Annotated in this window: 12 protein-coding genes and 1 riboswitch; of the genes, 7 read left to right on the top strand and 5 right to left on the bottom strand. The window is 71.6% G+C overall.

The genetic code is table 11. The features are described 5' to 3' along the window. Nucleotides 1-2 precede the first annotated feature (2 nt). Nucleotides 3-1019 (top strand): OmpA family protein, encoded by a 1017-nt coding sequence (locus AC06FP_RS04290; protein ID WP_478074620.1) that lies wholly within the window; start codon nucleotides 3-5, stop codon nucleotides 1017-1019. Between the two features lie 68 nt (nucleotides 1020-1087). Here AC06FP_RS04290 and AC06FP_RS04285 read toward each other — a convergent pair whose 3' ends face one another. Next, nucleotides 1088-3040 (bottom strand): GGDEF domain-containing protein, encoded by a 1953-nt coding sequence (locus AC06FP_RS04285; RefSeq protein WP_478074619.1) that lies wholly within the window; start codon nucleotides 3038-3040, stop codon nucleotides 1088-1090. A gap of 152 nt (nucleotides 3041-3192) precedes the next feature. Then, complete coding sequence (locus AC06FP_RS04280) at nucleotides 3193-4479, bottom strand: hypothetical protein (RefSeq protein ID WP_478074618.1); 1287 nt, start codon at nucleotides 4477-4479, stop codon at nucleotides 3193-3195. Between the two features lie 128 nt (nucleotides 4480-4607). Here AC06FP_RS04280 and AC06FP_RS04275 point away from each other — a divergent pair, with 128 nt between their 5' ends. Beyond that, a complete protein-coding gene (locus tag AC06FP_RS04275; protein WP_478074617.1) occupies nucleotides 4608-6023 on the top strand; it encodes a sensor histidine kinase in 1416 nt (471 codons plus the stop codon). Between the two features lie 76 nt (nucleotides 6024-6099). Next, nucleotides 6100-9522, top strand: a complete 3423-nt coding sequence (locus AC06FP_RS04270; protein WP_456117523.1) for a hybrid sensor histidine kinase/response regulator — start codon at nucleotides 6100-6102, stop codon at nucleotides 9520-9522. Nucleotides 9523-9705: 183 nt separating this feature from the next. Here AC06FP_RS04270 and mntP read toward each other — a convergent pair whose 3' ends face one another. Continuing rightward, nucleotides 9706-10287, bottom strand: a complete 582-nt coding sequence (mntP, locus tag AC06FP_RS04265) for a manganese efflux pump MntP (RefSeq protein ID WP_478074616.1) — start codon at nucleotides 10285-10287, stop codon at nucleotides 9706-9708. A 9-nt stretch (nucleotides 10288-10296) separates the two neighbouring features. Further along, a riboswitch (yybP-ykoY riboswitch) is annotated at nucleotides 10297-10458 on the bottom strand. 181 nt (nucleotides 10459-10639) lie between these two features. Here mntP and AC06FP_RS04260 point away from each other — a divergent pair. Continuing rightward, nucleotides 10640-13108: a methyl-accepting chemotaxis protein gene (locus AC06FP_RS04260; RefSeq protein WP_478074615.1), complete on the top strand. Its 2469-nt coding sequence runs from the start codon at nucleotides 10640-10642 to the stop codon at nucleotides 13106-13108. A 51-nt stretch (nucleotides 13109-13159) separates the two neighbouring features. Here AC06FP_RS04260 and AC06FP_RS04255 read toward each other — a convergent pair whose 3' ends face one another. Together AC06FP_RS04255 and acs are read right to left on the bottom strand one after the other, a co-directional pair. Next, complete coding sequence (locus AC06FP_RS04255) at nucleotides 13160-13825, bottom strand: response regulator transcription factor (protein ID WP_054668422.1); 666 nt, start codon at nucleotides 13823-13825, stop codon at nucleotides 13160-13162. 190 nt (nucleotides 13826-14015) lie between these two features. Beyond that, nucleotides 14016-15959, bottom strand: coding sequence for an acetate--CoA ligase (gene acs / locus AC06FP_RS04250; protein WP_456117520.1), 1944 nt, complete (start codon nucleotides 15957-15959; stop codon nucleotides 14016-14018). Between the two features lie 242 nt (nucleotides 15960-16201). Between acs and AC06FP_RS04245 the strand changes: the two genes are divergently transcribed. The 3 genes from AC06FP_RS04245 to AC06FP_RS04235 all read left to right on the top strand — a co-directional run bounded on the left by AC06FP_RS04245 (nucleotide 16202) and on the right by AC06FP_RS04235 (nucleotide 19820). Next, a complete protein-coding gene (locus AC06FP_RS04245) occupies nucleotides 16202-17638 on the top strand; it encodes a DcaP family trimeric outer membrane transporter (RefSeq protein ID WP_478074614.1) in 1437 nt (478 codons plus the stop codon). A gap of 146 nt (nucleotides 17639-17784) precedes the next feature. Next, nucleotides 17785-18102 carry a DUF485 domain-containing protein gene (locus tag AC06FP_RS04240; protein WP_433852986.1) on the top strand — a complete coding sequence of 106 codons (318 nt, stop codon included), beginning with the start codon at nucleotides 17785-17787 and terminating at the stop codon, nucleotides 18100-18102. Further along, nucleotides 18099-19820, top strand: a complete 1722-nt coding sequence (locus AC06FP_RS04235; protein WP_478074613.1) for a cation acetate symporter — start codon at nucleotides 18099-18101, stop codon at nucleotides 19818-19820. The genes AC06FP_RS04240 and AC06FP_RS04235 overlap by 4 nt, the downstream gene beginning before the upstream one ends. The last annotated feature ends 14 nt before the right edge of the window (nucleotides 19821-19834 follow it).

The following is a 19834-nucleotide window of genomic DNA, read 5'->3' as shown; positions in this document are numbered from 1 at the left end:
CGATGAAACCCACGCACACCCGTTCCACCCTGTCCCGCGCGCTGCTGGCGACCGCCCTCCTGTCCGCCCTGGCCGGCACCGCCGGCGCGCAGCAGACCCGGCTCAACCCGCAGGAAAAGCGCATCACCGACGAGGCCATCCACGCCGACCTGCAGGGCTACGAAGCCACGCAGGGCCGCATCCAGGCGCTCAACGACGGCGGCCGCCCGGTACGCGACTACGGCATGGCCAAGGCGCAATGCTGGCTGGACGTGTCCTTCCACGAATACACCCGCAACGACCGCAGCGCGTTCCCGCAGGAAGCGCTGACCGAGTCGGAGAAGCTGATCGTGGACATGGAAAACGCCGTTGCGCCGCTGCCCACCGACACGCCGCTGGTCAACAATGCCAAGTACCTGCGCGACGACCTGTGGCAGCGCCTGAAGGCCATCCACGGCACCCCGGGCTTCAGCTGCGCGCAGCAGGCCGTGGCCTGCGGCGAGGTCGAACTGGTCCACGCCGGCAACGAGTTCAACCAGCAGCAGTGGCGCCACTCCAAGCCGTACATCCAGATCGCCGAGGACCTGGTCAACGACGCCGAGGCGCTGGCGCGCCAGTGCGGCGTGGCGCCGGACGCCGCCCCGGCGCCCACGCCCGGCCCGCTGATCGCCAACGTGCTGTTCGAGTTCGACCGCGACGGCCGCCAGGACATCCGCACCTACTCGCTGGAAAGCATCGACCGCGCCCTGGCCACCATCGACGGCGAGAAGCGCGAGCTGGCCGGCGTCACCCTGGTCGGCCATGCCGACCGCATGCAGGGCAGGGGCTTCGACTACAACCAGGGCCTGTCGCAGCGCCGTGCGCAGACCGTGCGCGAGCTGCTGATCGGCCGCGGCATTCCAGCCGACCGCATCCGCTACGAGTACCGCGGCGATACCCAGCAGGTGCAGCAGTGCGACGGCGTCACGCCGCGCGCGGCGCTGCTGGAGTGCCTGCTGCCGAACCGCCGCGTGGAAGTGCGTTTCGAACTGGCGAAGTGAACATCGCCAGGCGGGGAAAGCCCGGGCTGCGGCCGGGCTTTCCTTGCGCAGGGCGGCGGGCGCCGGCTTCAGGGCAGCTGCGAAGCCCGGTCCTGGCTGCGGGTTTCCTCGCGCGCTGACGGCGCTGGGGCAGCATCGCGCGCGGGCGTCCAGGACATCGGGCGGCCGCCGCCGACGGTGATCCAGCCCTGCGCCAGCGCGTGCTCGGGGTCGCGCAGGATGCTGTAGACGTCCACGTCGCGGCCGTCGGCCAGTCCCCACAGTCCGGCCCAGGTACCCTGGCCGCTGCGCCGCGCCACCTGCAGCGCGCGGCTGGCCACGCGCAGGCTGTCGTCCTGGCGTGCATGCGTGCCGGGAAACAGCGGATGCGGGGCTACGCCGGCCGAGAGACTGGGCGTCAGGCACTGGCCCGGCGCGATGTCCACCTGCAGCCGCTCGATGCAGCGGCACAGGTGCGCGGCCAGCGCGAACGCGGCCGCGCGCGAGGTATTGGCGCGGATCAGCATGAAGGTGGCGCCGCCCCAGCGCGCCACATGGTCGTGCTGGTCGCTGTTGCGCACCAGTTCCGCGGCCACCGCGCGCAGCAGCACGTCGCCGGCGGCGTGGCCGTGCTGGTCGTTGAGCGCCTTGAAGCCGTCGATCTCGAGCAGCAGCACGGCGTCGCGTTCCTCGCCGCCGGCCACGGCCATGGCCGCGCCCAGCAGGCGTTCGGCCTCGCGCCGGTTCGGCAGGCCGGTGAGCGCGTCGGTACTGCCCAGCACGCGCAGTTGCCGCTGCTGGGCGCGCATGCGCAGCAGCAGGCCGCCACCGCACAGCAGCAGCACCGCCGCCACGGCCAGCGCCGCATTGCGCAGCAGGCGGTCGCGGCTGGCCTCCTGGGTGGCGTTGAAGCGGATCGGCTCCAGCGCCTGCTCGGCCCGGGCCTGCAGCCGCGCCAGGCGGTCCAGGTTGTCGCCCTTCATCTTCGCCTGGTCGACCTGCCGCGCCTGGCGCAGGTAGTCGCGCGCCTGCGCCGTGTCGCCCAGCGCCAGGCTCACTTCGGCCAGCAGGTCGAGGCTGTCGCGGATGGCTTCGGGGAAGCGGCCCGGCTCGGCCAGCGCCAGCGCGCGCTCGCCCAGGCGGCGCGCCTCCCCGGGCTGTTCCTGCTCCAGCGCGATCCGCGCCAGCCGCTGCAGGGTGACGATCTGCCCCAGCGGATCGTTGCGTTCCTGCCAGGGCAGGAGCGCGAGGAACTGCGCCCGGGCCGCGTCCAGCCGGCCGGCGGCATGCTGCATTTCGGCGCGATGGCCGCGGATGCGGTGCAGCATCACGTCCTGGTCGGACAGGCGGTTGGCGATGGATTCGGCGCGCGCGAAGGCCCGTTCGGCTTCGTCGTAGCGCTTGAGCCGCAGCAGCGTGTAGCCATGGTTGTAATGCAGCATCACGTCCTGCGGCAGCGGCGGCCGGCGCAGGTGGTCGGACAGCGTGATCGCCTGCTGCTGGTAGTGCAGCGCGCCCTCGGGATCGTCCATCTGCTCTGCGCGGATCAGGGAGAGGCCGGTCAACGCGGTGATCTGCGCGCTGACGTCGCCCTCGGCGATGCCGTGCTCCAGCATCGCTTCGAGCAGCTGCAGGCTTTCGCCGGTGCGGCCATTGCGCTGCAGCAGCGTCGCGGCCATCTGCATCGCGCGGTTGCGTTCGATCACCGGCAGGCCCGGCGTGCGCAGCAGCGCCTGCAGGCGCGCCGCCGACTGCAGGCTGCCATCGCCCTGGCCCAGCAGTTGCCGGGCGAAACCGCGGCAGCCTTCCGCGCCGATCTCGACCACCGGCGGCAGCGCCGGCATGGCCAGCAGTTCTCCGGCCATCGCCAGCGCATCGCGCGGCGCGCCGTGCACCACGGTGTGGCAGCGCATCACCTGGTCCATCAGGCGCGCGTCGGCATCGGTGACCTGGGCGTGGGCGGTGCCGGCCAGCAGCATGGCCGCCAACGCCGCGCAGGGCAGCAGGCATCGGAGTCGAACGACACGAAGCGGAAAAGGCATGGCGTCAGGTGTTTCCTGGCGAAAGAGAGACCGTCCGGAAGGCGGCGCGGAATGCCCGGCGACGGATGCCCGGTAATATAGCGGCACTGCCTTCATGCCGTACCGCGCATCACGGCGACGGCGTTGGCACTTTCGTGACCGCGTGCCACGCATCAGCCGTCGCGGCGCCGGGCAGGGCCGTCGCCCGCCATGAGCCGGCGCAGGCGTCGCCGCTGGCGGTGCATGCACAGGGCCAGGCCGGCCACGCCCAGCAGCAGCAGCGCCACGCTGGCGAATGCGATGTCGCGCAGCAGGCGGTCGCGGTTGGCTTCCTGCAGCGCATTGACGCGGCCCGGTTCCAGCGCCTGCGCGGCCCGGGCCTGCATGCGCGCGAGGATGGCGAGACTTTCGGCCGACATGCGCGACAACTCCGGCTGGCGCGACTGGCGCAGGTAGTCCTGCGCCTTCGCCGCATCGCCCAGGGCCAGGTGGATCTCGGCCAGCAGTTCCAGCCGTTGGCGGCCGCCGGAGGGGAACCTGCCGGCCTGCGCCGTCGCCGCCGCCTGCTCGGCCAGGCGCCGCGCCTGTTCCGGCGCGCCTTCGTCCAGCGCGATCCGCGCCAGGTGCTGCAGGGTGGTGGCCGCGCTCAGCGGATTGTTGCGCTCCTGCCAGCGCAGCACGGCCTGCAGTTCGGCCCTGGCCGCCTGGGTCTGGCCACGCGCGCGCAGTATTTCGGCGCGGTCGCTGCGGATGCGGTGCAGCAGCACCTCCTGGCCGGACAGGCGCCGGGCGAGCGCTTCGGCGCGGTCGTACGCCTCGCTGGCTTCGGCAAGGCGCCCGAGCTGCAGCAAGGTGTAGCCGTGGTTGTAGTTCAGCGTCACGTCCTGCGGCCGCGGCAGGCGCGGCAGGTGGCCGGCCAGGGCCAGCGCCTGCCGCTGGTAGTGCAGCGCGCCTTCCGGGTCGTCCAGCTGTTCGGCGTGGACCAGCGCGATATGGCCCAGGGCGTAGATCTGGCCACCGACGTCGCCCCCGGCGATGCTGCGCTCCTGCAGGGCTTCCAGGATGCGCAGGCCTTCTTCCATGCGGCCATCGCGCAGCAGCAGGAAGGCGGCCCGGCGCTGCGCCGTCGCGTAGTTTTCGAGCGGCAGGCCCGGTGTGCGCAGCAGCGCCAGCAGCTGCGCGACCGCCTGCCGGCTTTCCCCGTTGCGGCCGAGCTGGTGCAGGGCGGAGGTGCGGCAGCTGACCGCCTCGATCTTCACCTCCAGCGGCAGCGCCGGCATGGCCAACAGGCGGTCGGCCAGCGCGAGGGCATCGCGGGGCGCGTCGTAGACCAGCGGCACGCAGCGCGCCACTTCGTCGTTCAGGCGCAGGTCCCCGTCGGCCGGCCCGGCGCAGCCGGCCACGCCCAGCGCCAGCAGCAGGCAGGCGGGCAGGCATCGGAAAACGGGGTACGGGGGCATGACGTTCCAGCGGCGGGGAATGCTCGGGTCCGCACCACCGCGTGGGCGCGTCGACAACCGATGGTCCGTAATATAGCGGCGACCTTTCATGTATCGCGTGGCACGCCGCCGCGCGGGGGATTCCATCGATGCTTTCCCGACCTTCCCTGCCCGGGGATGCGGCCGAGCCGTCGCCGACCGTTGCCGCCCGCGGGTGGATGCCGGCCGCGGTCGACGCCACCGAGGCGCGCGCCGTGGCGATGCTGCTGCGCCTGCTGCTGGCGGTGGCCGGCTACCAGCTGCTGACCCTGCTGTGGGCCCTGCCCTCGGCTGGCCTGCCGCGGCAGGCGCTGACCGTGGGCGGCATGCTGGCCTGCCTGGTGTCGCTGGAACTGCTGCGGCGCCGGCGCCTGCACCTGTCGGTGATGGTCTTCGTCGTCCTCAACCTGGCGCTGACCTCGGTGGCCTACGGCTACTGGGGGCTGCGCGCGCAGATGCCGGGGCAACTGCTGCAGCTGCTGCCGGTGCTGCTGGCCGGCGCGCTGCTGGGCCGGCGCGCGCTGTGGCTGGCGACCGCCTGGCTGGGCGCGCTGCTGGCGCTGGGGGCGTGGCTGGACGCGGCGGCCGGCTTCTACCTGCCGGTGCGCGTGGAACTGGCGGTGCGCGACCTGCTGCTGTCCGCCTTCGGCACGGCGATGGCGGCCTTCGTGCTGGACCAGTCGCTGTCCTCGCTGCGCGACAACCTGCGCATCGCGCAGCGGCGCGGCGCCGACCTGGCGCGCAAGCGCGATGCGCTGCAGCTGGAAATGCACGAGAAGGAACGTTCGCGCGAGCAACTGGTGCACGCGCTGAAGATCGAGAACGTCGGCCGCCTGGCCAGCGGCGTGGCGCACGATTTCAACCACCTGCTGGCGCTGATCATGGGCTACGCCGGCAAGGGCCGCCGCAGCGACGACCCGGCCGAGCTGAAGGCGGCGCTGCAGGGCGTGGAATCGGCGGCGCGGCGCGCCGGCGCGGTCACCCGCCGGCTGCTGGATTTCAGCCGCCAGGACGTGGCGCGGCCACAGCTGCTCGACGCGGCGCCGGTCATCGCGGCGATGGAGCCGATGCTGCGCCAGCTGTTCGACGCGCGCGTGGCGTTCGAGCTGGATACCGGCCAGGTGCGCTGCCAGATCCATTTCGACCCGGCGCAGCTGGAACTGGTGCTGCTGAGCCTGGCCGCCAACGCGCAGCAGGCCATGCCCGAGGGCGGCGTGTTCCGGCTGGCGCTGTCCTGCCCGGAGCCGGGCGGCATGCTGCGGGTGGAGGTGAGCGACAGCGGCCATGGCATGAGCGAGGAGGTGCGGCGGCGCTGCCTGGAACCGTTCTTCACCACCAAGCCCAGCGGCCAGGGCACCGGCCTGGGGCTGGCGGTGGCGGCCAACCTGATCGCCGCCGCCCACGGCCGGATCGAGGTGCGGAGCGCGCCGGGCGAGGGCACCTGTTTCCACCTGTTCCTGCCGGCGCGGCCGCTGCCCGCAGGGTCCGCGCCGCGCCCGGCGGACGGCGGGGCGATGCCCTGCTGAGCGCGCCCCGCGGCGCCGCGCCGGCGCACGCGCGGCAGCGGCTACACTGCGGCACGGCCCGTCCGGAACTTCGTCCTTGGTCTCAAGCTGGATCCTGCTGCTGGTCTCGCTCGGCTATGCCGCGCTGCTGTTCGGCGTGGCGTGGTGGGGCGACCATCGGCCGATGTATCCGGACCGGCCCTGGCTGCGGCCGGTGGTCTACAGCCTGGCGCTGGCGGTGTACTGCTCGTCGTGGACCTTCTACGGCGCGGTCGGCACCGCGGTGCGCTACGGCATCGGCTACCTGCCGATCTACCTGGGGCCGCTGCTGCTGCTGCTGTTCGGCTGGCGCATCATCGAACGGCTGGCGCTGATCGCGCGCAGCGAGAACGTGGTCTCCATCGCCGACTTCATTTCCTCGCGCTACGGCCGCTCGCGGCGGCTGGCCGCGCTGGTGGCGCTGATCGCCCTGATCGGCGTGGTGCCGTACCTGGCGCTGCAGTACAAGGCGGTGGCGATGAGCCTGCAGGTGCTCACCGGCGATGCCGGCGGCGGCGGCGTGCTCACCGACCCGGCGCTGTACGTGGCGTTGCTGATGGCGCTGTTCGCCACCCTGTTCGGCACCCGCCAGGTGGACGCCACCGAGCACCACCACGGCATGATGCTGGCCATCGCGCTGGAATCGATGATCAAGCTGCTGGCGATGGTGGCGGTGGGCGTGTTCGCCTACGTGTGGCTGTCCGGCCGCGGCACCTCGGTGGTGCAGTCGGCGCGCACCCTGTTCGAGGCGACGCCGCCGGTGGGCTTCGTCTCGCAGACCCTGCTCAGCTTCCTGGCGCTGATCTGCCTGCCGCGCCAGTTCCACGTGGCGGTGGTGGAGTGCGGCGACGTCGGCGACGTGCGCCGCGCGCGCTGGCTGTTCGGCGGCTACCTGGTGCTGATCTCGCTGATGATCGTGCCCATCGCGGTGGCCGGCAACGCGCTGCTGGGCAGCGGCGGCGTGGCCGACGACGCGCTGGTGCTGGCGCTGCCGATGAGCGGCGGCAACACCGCGCTGGCGCTGGTTGCCTATGTCGGCGGTTTCTCCGCGGCCACCGGCATGGTGATCGTGTCCTCGATCGCGCTGGCCACGATGATCAGCAACGACCTGGTCATGCCGCTGCTGCTGCGCCGCAGCGGCGACCACCGCGAGGCCGCCGACGTCGCCTCGCGCGTGCTGTGGATCCGCCGCCTGGCGATCCTGCTGCTGGCGCTGGTGGCCTACGGCTACTACCGCGGCAGCAACAACGACACCATGCTCGCCACCTACGGGCTGATGGCCTTCGCCGCGGTGGCGCAGTTCGCGCCGGGCCTGATCGGCGGCCTGTACTGGCGCGGCGCCAGCCGCCGCGGCGTCGGCGCCGGCATGGCGGTGGGCTTCGGCGTGTGGATCTACACGCTGCTGCTGCCGGCGCTCAGCCATGGCGGCTGGCTGGACGTGGCGCTGGTCGCGCACGGCCCGTTCGGCATCGGCTGGCTGCGGCCCGAGCAGCTGTTCGGGCTGAGCGGCTGGGACCCGCTGACCCATGGCACGTTCTGGTCGCTGCTGCTCAACGCCGCGACCATGCTGCTGGTGTCGATGCGCTGGCGTCCGGGCGTGGCCGAGCGGCTGCGCGTGGCGCCGTTCCTGGAGCCGTACGCGCGGCGCCCGGCGGTGGCCGGCGACTGGCCGGCGCACGTCAAGGTGCGCGACCTGCTGGCGCTGGCCACGCGCGTGGTCGGCGACGTGCGCGCGCGGCGCGCCTTCGCCGAGCAGGCGCAGGCGCTGCAGCGCGAGCTGCAGCCCGCCGCCGCCGCCGACCGCGCCTGGGTGCAGTTCACCGAGCGCCTGCTGGCCGCCTCCATCGGCGCCGCCTCGGCGCGCCTGCTGCTGACCAGCCTGCTGCGCGGCTCGGGCATGGACCTGGGCGAAGTGGTGGCGGTGCTGGACGAAGCCGGGCAGGAACTGCGCTTCAACCGCGAGATCCTGTCCACCACGCTGGAGAACATCAGCGCCGGGGTCAGCGTGGTCGACCCGGACATGCGCCTGACCGCCTGGAACCGCCGCTACCAGCAGATGTTCGGCTACCCGGACGGCATGCTCTACGTCGGCCGCCCGGTCGCCGACCTGATCCGCTACAACGCCGAGCGCGGCGAACTGGGCGAGGGCGACATCGAGGTGCAGATCAACCGCCGCATCGGCCACATGCGCGCCGGCACGCCGCACGTGTTCGAGCGCACCGGCGCCGACGGCAAGGTGATCGAGCTGCGCGGCCAGGCCCTGCCCGGCGGCGGCTACGTCACCAGCTACAACGACATCAGCGACTTCAAGCGCGCCGAGCAGGCGCTGCTGGAAGCCAACGAAACCCTGGAGCAGCGCGTGGCCGAGCGCTCGCAGGCGGCCGAGGCGGCGCAGCAGTCCAAGACCCGCTTCCTGGCCGCGATCAGCCACGACGTGCTGCAGCCGCTCAACGCCGCGCGCCTGTTCGCCTCGGCGCTGCGCGACGGCCTGCAGGAGAACGACGAACAGCGCCACTTGGCCGAACGCGTGGACGCCTCGCTGCGCGCGGCCGAGGAACTGCTCGACGGCCTGCTCGACGTATCGCGGCTGGATGCCGGCGGCCTGCGTCCCACCGTCACCGATTTCGACGCCGCGGTGCTGGTGCGCGAACTGGCCGCGCAGTACACGCCGGTGGCGGCCGGGCGCGGCCTGCGCCTGCACGTGTTCGCGCGCCAGGCATGGGTGCGCAGCGACCGCCGCCTGCTGCGCCGCGTGCTGCAGAACTTCATGGCCAACGCGCTGCGCTACACCCGCAGCGGCCGCATCGTGCTGGCGCTGCGCGTGCGTGGCGACCAGGTCGAGCTGCAGGTGTGGGACACCGGCCCGGGCATCCCCGAGCACCACATGCAGCAGATCTTCAACGAGTTCCACCGCTACCAGCAGCCGTTCGACTGGGGCGAGCAGGGCCTGGGCCTGGGCCTGTCGATCTGCCAGCGCATCTCGCGCCTGCTCGGCCACGGCCTGGACGCGCGCAGCCAGCCCGGCCGCGGCAGCATGTTCTCCATCACCCTGCCGCGCGTGCCCACGCCGGCGGTGGCGCCGCCGCCGCGCGCCACGCCCGCGTTCGGCGGCGACGAGGCGCTGGCCGGGCTGCGCGTGCTGTGCGTGGACAACGACCAGGAAATCCTCGACGGCATGCGCGCGCTGCTCGGCCGCTGGAAGGTGGAGGTGATCGCCGCCAGCACCGTGGACATGGCGTTGCAGAAGATCGCCGAACGGCCGGACGTGATGCTGGTGGACTACCACCTGCACGACCGCATGGACGGCCTCGACGCGCTGGTCGCGCTGCGCGGGGCCGCCGGCCGCCCGCTGCCCGGCGCGTTGCTCACCGCCGACGGCCGCGACGAACTGAAGCGGCTGGCGCGCGAACGCGGCTACCGGGTGCTGACCAAGCCGGTGAAACCGGCCTCGCTGCGCGCCTTCCTCACCGCCTGGCGATAGAGCCTGCGGGAAGCCGGCTGCGCCGGCGATTGCCTTCCACGTCGCGTTCCTTAGATGCGGTGCTTGCCCGTGCCGATGAGCCAATGCCTTGCAGGAACGGCACTGTAGGAGCGCACTTCAGTGCGCGATGGGGCTTTCCCGGTAGCGCCTCGTCGCGCACTGAAGTGCGCTCCTACAGGGGGCTCAGGCCGCGCCGTGCAGGTGTTCGTACAGGATGCTGGCGCCGATGACGATCAGGATCGCGCCGCCGACGATCTCGGCGCGCTTGCCGACCAGGGCGCCGAGCACGCGGCCGAGCATGATGCCCAGGGTGACCATGACCAGCGTGCACAGGCCGATGACCAGCGCGACCACGCCGATGTGCACGTCCAGGAAGGCCAGGCTCACGCCGACCGCGGCCGCGTCGATGCTGGTGGCCAGGCCGGTGGCGGCCAGGGTCCAGAAGCGGTGGTGGCGGTTGTCGTCAGCATCGGGCGCTTCATCCTCCGCGTCCGGGCGCAGGCCGGCCACGATCATGTGCACGCCCAGCGCGCCGAGCAGCACGAAGGCGATCCAGTGGTCGAAGGCTTCCACATACTGCGACGCGGCGCGGCCCAGCAGCCAGCCCAGCAGCGGGGTGAGGGCCTCGATCGCGCCGAAGATCAGGCCGGCGCGCAGCGCGTCGGGCAGGCGCGGGCGGCGCATCGCCGCGCCCTTGCCGATCGCGGCGGCGAAGGCGTCGGTGGACATGGCGAAGCCGACGAGAAGGATGGACAGAGGGGACATCGGGTTTTCCTGGTCGGGCGGAGACGGACGGCACGCGGCGCGCCCAACCTGACGTTGCGCACGCATGCCGCTGGTCTCGCCAACCGTGGAACCGGCCGCACGCGCCACGACGCAATGGTCGAGTGTGTTGACGCGTGCGCTTCCAGACGCTGGAAGCAGGCTACTCCCCAAGGGAGCGCGGATTCTAGCACGGCGCCGCCGGCATGCCGGCGGCGCGCTGACATGCCCCTGTCATCGACGGCTGGCCTCATTGCACCGCACGTGGCGGCCAGCGCGCGCCGGCTTGCGCAAGGCCCTAAAGAACGCGCGCACGCGGCCGATCCAGAGGCGTCCCCACGCCCGGAGTCCCGCCATGAAGTTCCCGCTTGGAATCGCCCAGAAGCTGCGGCTGAGCCTGCTGGCCCTGGTCGTCGGCCTGGCCGTCATCGGTTCGGCCTACGCCTGGCTCAGCGCCGGCACCCGTGCCGCCGACCAGCGCCTGCAACGTTACCAGCAGGAAGCGGCGCGGCTGGAGAACCTGGCCCGCGCCTTCGCCGAGACGCGACGCGCGCAGGCCGAATATGCCATGTCGTTTTCGGCCACCGCCGGCCAGGCGTTCGGCAGGGCACGCGCGCAGCTGGGCGAGGCGCTGGCGCCCGCGCCGGACGGCGGACCGTGGCCGGCGGAACTGGTGAAGCCGCTGCAGTCCTACCTCGAATCGGCGCAGCTGCTGGACGAGCGCATCGGCGAACTCGGCCACGATGCCGACAGCGGCATGCAGGGCGAGCTGCGCGCGGCGGTGCACACGGTGGAGAACCTGATCAGCGGTTACCGCGAGCCGGAGCTGCAGGTGTCGATGCTGAGCATGCGCCGCCACGAGAAGGACTTCATCCTGCGCCGCGAGCAGAAGTACGCCGACGAACTGGGCGCCGAGGCGATGCCGTTCGAACTGCTGCTGCAGCGCGCGCGCATGCCCGAGGACGTGCGCGCGCAGGTGCGCGAGGCGATGCAGCGCTACCAGGGCGCGTTCCTGTCCTATGCGGCGGCGCGCTTCGGCGTGGACAGCGAGACCCAGGCACTGGACGACCATGCCGCGCAGGTGGACCCGGTGATCCTGCGCCTGCAGCAGGGCCAGCGCAGCGCGCTGCAGCAACAGCGCGCCGGCCAGGCGTCCGCGCGCAGCTGGATGAACGCCGCCTTCGCCGCCACCGTGCTGCTCGTCGGCCTGCTGCTGGTGAGCCTGCTGGTACTGCTGCTGCGCGCCATCGACCGGCCGCTGGCCGATGCCGCCGCGTTCGCCCGCGCCATCGCCGACGACCACCTCGACGGCACCCTGGTGGTGCGCAACCGCCACGACGAGATTGGCCGCCTCGCCGCCGCGCTGATGCAGATGCAGGCCAGCCTGCGCGAACGCATCGCCGCCGAACGTGTCGCCGCGCTGGCCAACCAGCGCGTGCGCCAGGCGCTGGACGTGGCCCGCGCCGCGGTGCTGGTGACCGATGCCCAAGGCTGCGTGGTCTACGCCAACGATGCCCTGCGCCAGGCCTTCGCGCAGGCCGCGATCGAAACCGACATCGCAGCCGGCGCCGACGCGGCCACGCTCGGCGCCGGGGTGGCCGCGCTGCTGGCCGCGGCGCGCGACGGCGGCCGCACGGTCGATGCCGAGCTGGAACTGGGCAACACCGGCTTCCTGCTGCGCGCCAGCCCGGTGCTGGAACAGGCGCAGGTGCTGGGCCTGGTGCTGGAATGGCAGGACCGCCGCCTGGAGCGGGTGATCGTCCACGAGGTCGCGGCGGTGGTCGCCGCCGCCGCCGCGGGCGACCTGGACGGGCGCATCGAACTGGCCGACAAGCAGGGCTTCGTGCGCGAGCTGGCCGGGCGCATCAACGCGCTGCTGGACGGCGTGCAGTCGCAGGTCGACGACGCCACCCGCGTCATCGGCCACTTCGCCCGCGGCGACCTGAGCGCGCGCATGCGCGGGGACGGCCACGGCATCTACGCGCGGCTGCGGCAGGGCCTGGAAGTGGCGATGCGCCAGGTTGGCGCCATCGTCGCCGGTATCCAGCAGTCGGCCGGCAGCGTGCAGGCGGCGGTGGACGAGATGGCCAGCGGCACCCGCGCGCTGTCCACGCAGGTGCAGCAGCAGGTGGACGACGTGCACGACGCGCTGCAGCGCGTGCGTTCGGTGGCCGGCGAGGCCCGCCAGAACGCCGACAGCGCGCGCCACAGCGCGGACATCTCCGGCGCCGCCAGCGACGCCGCCGAACGCGGCCGCGCGGCCACCGCCGCCGCGGTCACCGGCATGGAACAGCTGCGCGCGTCCTCGCGCCACATCCGCGACATCGTCGCCACGGTGGACAGCCTGTCGTTCCAGACCAACCTGCTGGCGCTGAATGCGGCGGTGGAGGCAGCGCGCGCCGGCAGCCATGGCCGCGGCTTCGCGGTGGTGGCCGGCGAGGTGCGGCAGCTGGCGCAGCGCTCGGCCGAGGCCTCGCAGCAGATCCGCGCGCTGGTGGACGCGTCGCTGCGGCAGGTGGAGGCCGGCGCGCGCCTGGTCGACAGCAGCGGCGAGGCGATGCAGGACATCGACGGCCACGTGCAGCAGGTGGCGGCGGCGCTGGCGCGCATCGACGCGGCCTCGGCGCGCCAGGTCAGCGCGGTGGACGACGTCGAACGGCTGCTGCGGCGCATCGGCGAGGGCACGCGGCAGAGCGGCGCCGTCGCCCAGGCGTCGTCGCAGGCGGCGCTGGCGATGCGCACGCAGGCGCAGGAGCTGGCCGCGGCGGCGGAGAGCTTCGTGCTGGCCGGCGACGACGCGCCACGGCCGTCGCGCGCGGCCTGAGGCCCGTGTGCGTGGAGCGGCCGTGCGCCGCTCCGCCTGCGGGGCGGGGGGTCAGTCCTCTTCCGGCGGCAGCACGATGCTGTCGTCGTCGATGGCCAGCTTGCCGGCCATCAGCACCGCCTGGGTGCGGTTGGTGACGCCGAGCTTGCGCAGGATCGCGGTGACGTGCGCCTTGATGGTGGCCTCGGACACGTTCAGGTCGTAGGCGATCTGCTTGTTGAGGCGGCCGGCGCCGAGCATCTGCAGCACGCGGAACTGCTGCGGGGTGAGTTCGCGCAGGCGCTGGCCGACCTCGCGTTCCTCGTGGTCGGTGGGCGGCACGTTGTGCGCCTCGGCCGGCGCCCAGCGCTCGCCGTCGAGGATGGTGCCCAGCGCGTGGCCGATGGTGTCCGAATCGGCCGACTTGGGGATGAAGCCGAACGCGCCGTGGTCGAGCGCGCGCCGCATCACCGTCGGTTCCTCGCGCGCGGACACCACCACGATGGGCAGCTGCGGATGCAGCGAGCGCAGGTGCACCAGGGCGTTGAAGCCCTGCGCGCCGGGCATGTTCAGGTCCATCAGAACCAGGTCGGCGTCCGGATGCTGCTCGGCCAGCGCGTACAGCGCCTCGACGCTGTCGGCTTCCAGCAGCTGCACCCCGGGAATCACCCGCTGCACCGCGCCGCGCAGCGCTTCGCGGAACAGCGGGTGGTCGTCGGCGATCAGGAGCGTGGGCATGGGCAGGCGAACTGGAGTGGGGAAGTATCAAAGCCCCTCTCCCTCCGGGAGAGGGGTTGGGGTGAGGGTAAGGGGCGAAGCCCTTGCCGTGTTTGGATGCAAGAGGCTTCGCCCGTACCCTCATCCGCCCCTTCGGGGCACCTTCTCCCGAAGGGAGAAGGAAAAGCAGTGCGGCATCATCGTCGTGGCTTCAGCGCACCTTGCGCTCTTCCACCAGCGACGCCACCACCGACGGATCGGCCAGGGTCGAGGTGTCGCCGAGCTGGTCCGGCGCGTTCTCGGCGATCTTGCGCAGGATGCGGCGCATGATCTTGCCCGAGCGGGTCTTGGGCAGGCCCGGCGCCCACTGCAGGTGGTCCGGCGCGGCGATCGGGCCGATCTCCTTGCGCACCCAGGCCACCAGCTCCCTGAGCAGCTCGTCGGTCTGCGCTTCGCCGGCCACCAGGGTGACATAGGCGTAGATGCCCTGGCCCTTGATGTCGTGCGGGAAGCCCACCACCGCGGCCTCGGCCACCTTGGGGTGGCTGACCAGCGCGCTTTCCACCTCGGCGGTGCCGATGCGGTGGCCGGAGACGTTGATCACGTCGTCGACGCGGCCGGTGATCCAGTAATAGCCGTCCTCGTCGCGGCGGCAGCCGTCGCCGGTGAAGTAGCTGCCCGGGTAGGTGCGGAAATAGGTGTCGATGAACCGCTGGTGGTCGCCGTAGACGGTGCGCATCTGGCCCGGCCACGAGTCGCGGATGATCAGGTTGCCCTCGGTGGCGCCTTCCTGGATCTCGCCGTCGGCGTTGACCAGCGCCGGCTGCACGCCGAAGAAGGGCAGGGTGGCCGAGCCGGGCTTGAGGTCCATCGCGCCGGGCAGCGGCGAGATCAGGATGCCGCCGGTCTCGGTCTGCCACCAGGTGTCCACGATCGGGCAGCGCGCATCGCCGACCACCTCGTAATACCAGCGCCAGGCTTCCGGGTTGATCGGCTCGCCGACGCTGCCGAGCAGGCGCAGGCTGCTGCGCGAGGTGCGCTTGACCGGTTCCTCGCCCTCGCGCATCAGCGCGCGGATCGCGGTGGGCGCGGTGTAGAAGATGGTGACCTGGTGCTTGTCGATCACCTCCCAGAAGCGCGAGGTGTTCGGGTAGTTCGGCACGCCCTCGAACATCACCGAGGTGGCGCCGTTGGCCAGCGGGCCGTAGACGATGTAGCTGTGGCCGGTGACCCAGCCCACGTCGGCGGTGCACCAGTAGATGTCGTCCTCGCGCAGGTCGAACACCGCCTCGTGGGTATAGGCGGCGAACAGCAGGTAGCCGGCGCTGGTGTGCAGCACGCCCTTCGGCTTGCCGGTGGAACCGGAGGTGTAGAGGATGAACAGCGGGTCCTCGGCGTTCATGCGCTCCGGTTCGCACTGCGTCGGCTGCGGGTCCACCACGTCGTGGAACCAGCGGTCGCGCGGCGCCTGCATGTCCACCGCCGCGCCGGTATGGCGCACCACCAGCACGGTTTCCACGGTGTTGGTGCCGGGCAGCTTCAGCGCGGCGTCGACGTTGGCCTTCAGCGGCACCTTCTTGCCGCCGCGCAGGCCCTCGTCGGCGGTGATGATCAGCTTGCTGCCGCAGTCGCCGACGCGGTCGGCGATGGAGTTGGCGGCGAAACCGCCGAACACCACCGAGTGGATCGCTCCGATGCGCGCGCAGGCCAGCATCGCCACCGCGGCATCGACGATCATCGGCAGGTAGATGGTGACACGGTCGCCCTTCTTCACGCCGAGGTTGCGCAGCGCGTTGCCGAGCTTGCACACGCGCTCGTGCAGCTGCCGGTAGCTGACCTTCTGCGCCGGCGCGTCGGGGCTGTCCGGCTCGAACAGCAGCGCGGTCTTGTCGCCGCGCGTGGCCAGCTGGCGGTCCAGGCAGTTCACGCTGACGTTGAGCTCGCCGTCCTCGAACCACTTGATGCGGAAATCGTCCAGCTGGTAGCTGACGTTCTTGATACGGGTCGGTTTGGTGAACCAGTCCAGGCGCTCGGCGGCCTTGCCCCAGAACGCGTCGGGGTTGTCCACCGATTCGCGGTACTGCTGCTGGTACGTGGTCTTGTCGATCCGCGCCCGGGCGGCGAACGCGGGATCGACGGGATAGAGATCAGCCATGGCAACACCCTCACCTTTGCACTTGCAACCAATGGAGGGGCCGCGTCCTGCGACGCGGCCGGGACGCCCCAAGTGTGCCGCATCGCACCAGCCGCGCGCTGCCCCCCGGGCTTAGACGATGGTCGAATACCCGCCCGCTTTCGACTAATGGCGAATAGCCGCCCGCGGCGAAGGCCGCGCACCCTGCCGCTGACCGTGCGACCGACGCGGCCGTCAACGCCAGCCGGAGAGAGGCAGACCTGATGAACAGACACGTGTTGAAACGAGCGGGCAGTGCGTTCCCCGCCACGCGGGCGATGGCGCGCCGGCCTCTTGCCGCCGCGCTGTTCGTGGCGCTGCTGGCGCCGGGCATGGCGCTGGCCGGCACCGCGAAGGAAAAGGCGCTGGAAGCCCGCGTCGCCGAACTGGAGCGGCAGGTGCAGCTGCTGCTGTCCACCCAGCAGCAACAGCAGGGCGCCATCGCGCAGGCGCAGGGCGAGGTGCAGCAGGTGCGCGCCGCACAGGCGGCAGCCGCCGCCGCGCCGGCCACGCCGGCGGTGCCGGCCGGCAAGCAGCCGATCCAGGTGACCAGCATCACCCCGGGCGCCACGCCGGGCACCACCTTCAAGTTCGGCGGCTTCATCAAGGCCGACTTCCTGGCCACCCGCACCGGCGACGGCCAGCTCGCCGACGACGCCACCGGCCGCGCGCTGTACCTGCCCGGGCAGACCCCGGTGCACGGCGCCGGCGGCTCGGGCAGGGCCTCGAGCGTGGACTACAACGCGCACGCCAAGTTCTCGCGCTTCAACCTGGGCGTGGACCACGTGGCCGAGAACGGCGACAAGGCCGGCGCGATGGTGGAGATGGACTTCTTCGGCAACGCGCTGGGCAACCAGACCGCGACCAACACCTACGGCGTCACCCTGCGCCACGCCTACATGTACTGGAACAACTGGCTGGCCGGCCAGACCTGGTCCAACTTCATGGACGCGGCCTCCATCCCCGAGGCGGTGGACTTCGTCGGCCCGACCGACGGCGTGATCTTCGTGCGCCAGGCGCAGGTGCGCTACACCAAGGGTGGTTTCAGCGCCTCGCTGGAAAACCCGGAAACCACGCTGATCGGCAAGCCCAGTTCCGACCGCGGCTCGCTGCCCGACCTGACCGTGCGCTACGGCTGGAAGGGCGACTGGGGCACCTTCGGCGTGGCCGGCCTGCTGCGCCAGCTGAGAGTGGACGACCAGGCCACCGTCGGCGCGCGCGACACCGCCACTGGCGGCGGCCTGACCCTGGGCGGCAAGTGGGTGATGGGCGGCAGCGACACGCTGCACTACCAGCTCACCGGCGGCCGGGGCATCGCCCGCTACATCGGCCTGGGCATCACCGGCGACAGCGCCTGGGACGCGGTGCGCCACGAGCTCGACCCGACCGGCGTGATCGCCGGCTACGTCGGCTGGCGCCATGCCTTCAGCCCGAAGCTGCGCACCAACCTGATCTACGCGCGCAGCGACTACGACAACGACGCCTCGGTCACCGGCCCGCTGGTGACCAGGAGCGTGCAGTCGATCCGCGGCAACGTGTTCTACACGCCGATGCCCAAGGTCGATATCGGCGCCGAGCTGATGTACGGCGTGCGCGAGATCGAGGACGGCCGCAAGGGCGACATCAGCCGCGTGCAGTTCACCACCAAGTACAGCTTCTGAGGTCCCGGCACCGGCGCCACGACGGCGCCGGCGCCATCGCGGCAAAGGCAGTACGCAGCATCTCCCTGCCCCCACGGGGAGCACTCATGCCCGCGCCGGCGCGCACCGCACGCCTGCGTCCGTATTCCCGAATCTGGAGAATCCCGATGAATGCTTCCGTCGATCCCCGTGTTGAGCGGATCGCCTCCCACCCGGCGTACCAGCGGCTGCGGCGCATGCGCAACCGCCTGGGCTGGTTCCTGACCGTGCTGATGCTGCTGGGCTACTACGGCTACATCGGCTTGATCGCCTTCGACAAGGCGTTCCTGGCCCAGCCCGTCGCCGAAGGCCGCATCACCACCATCGGCATCCCGATCGCGCTGGGCCTGATGGTGTTCACCATCGCCATCACCGGCATCTACGTGCGCCGCGCCAACAAGGAATTCGACCAGCTCACCCACCAGATCGTGGAGGACGCGCAATGACCCGACCGTTCCTGCGCCCGGCCGCGCTCCTCGCCCTGCTGGCCGCCAGCGGCGCGGCCCTGGCCGCCGGCGGCGACATCGGCCAGACCGTGCGCCAGCCCACCAACTGGACGGCGATCATCATGTTCGCCGCGTTCGTGCTCGCCACCCTGGGCATCACCAAGTGGGCCGCCGCGCGCACCCGCTCGGCGTCGGACTTCTACACCGCTGGCGGCGGCATCACCGGCTTCCAGAACGGCCTGGCGATCGCCGGCGACTACATGTCGGCGGCCTCGTTCCTGGGCATCACCGCGGCGGTGATGGCCAACGGCTACGACGGCCTGATCTACGCCATCGGCTTCCTGGTCGGCTGGCCGATCCTGACCTTCCTGATGGCCGAGCGCCTGCGCAACCTCGGCCGCTTCACCTTCGCCGACGTGGCCGGCTACCGCTTCGCGCAGAAGCCGATCCGCCTGTTCGCCGCCTCCGGCACGCTGGTGGTGGTGCTGTTCTACCTGATCGCGCAGATGGTCGGCGCCGGCGCGCTGATCAAGCTGCTGTTCGGCCTGGACTACTGGATCGCGGTGGTGCTGGTCGGCGTGCTGATGATGGTCTACGTGCTGTTCGGCGGCATGACCGCCACCACCTGGGTGCAGATCATCAAGGCCTGCCTGCTGCTGTTCGGCGTGACCTTCATGGCGCTGATGGTGATGTGGAAGTTCGGCTTCAGCTTCGAGAAGCTGTTCTCCACCGCGGTGCAGGTCAAGACCCAGATCGCGGCCAACGGCGGCAAGGGCGCCGGCGAGGCGGCGGCCGCGGGCCTGTCGATCATGGGGCCAGGCGGTTTCGTCAAGGACCCGATCTCGGCGATCTCCTTCGGCATGGCGCTGATGTTCGGCACCGCCGGCCTGCCGCACATCCTGATGCGCTTCTTCACCGTCCCCGACGCCAAGCAGGCGCGCAAGTCGGTGTTCTGGGCCACCACCTGGATCGGCTACTTCTACATCCTGATCTTCATCATCGGCTTCGGCGCCATCGCCCTGGTGCTGACCAATCCGGAGTACGCCGACCCGGTCACCGGCACCATCCAGGGCGGGCCGAACATGGCCGCGGTGCTGGTCGGCAAGGCGGTGGGCGGCAACATCTTCATGGGCTTCATCTCGGCGGTGGCCTTCGCCACCATCCTGGCGGTGGTCGCCGGCCTGACCCTGTCCGGCGCCTCGGCGGTGTCGCACGACCTGTACGCCACGGTGATCAAGCAGGGCAACCCGCCGCCGGGCTCGGAGCTGCGCGTGTCGCGCGCCACCACCCTGGTGCTGGGCGTGGTCGCGGTGCTGCTGGGCATCACCTTCGAGAAGCAGAACGTGGCCTTCATGGTGTCGCTGGCCTTCGCCATCGCCGCCTCGGCCAACTTCCCGGTGCTGATCCTGTCGCTGCTGTGGAAGAACTGCACCACCCGCGGCGCGGTGATCGGCGGCTTCCTCGGCCTGGCCTCGTCGCTGGTGCTGACCCTGCTGTCGCCGTCGGTATGGGTGGACACGCTGGGCAACCCGGCCGGCAGCGCGCCGTTCCCGTACACCAGCCCGGCGCTGTTCTCGATGACCATCGCCTTCGTCGGCATCTGGCTGTTCTCGGTGCTGGACAACAGCGTGCGCGCCAGGGCCGAACGTGCCGCCTACCCGGCGCAGCAGGTGCGTGCCGAAACCGGCATCGGCGCGAGCAGGGCCAGCGGGCACTGATCGCGAACTGAAAG

The organism is Stenotrophomonas sp. Steno-Z2 (assembly GCF_056393235.1).
Note: the sequence above shows the minus strand (reverse complement) of the source record. Positions and strands in the feature narration are given on the sequence as shown.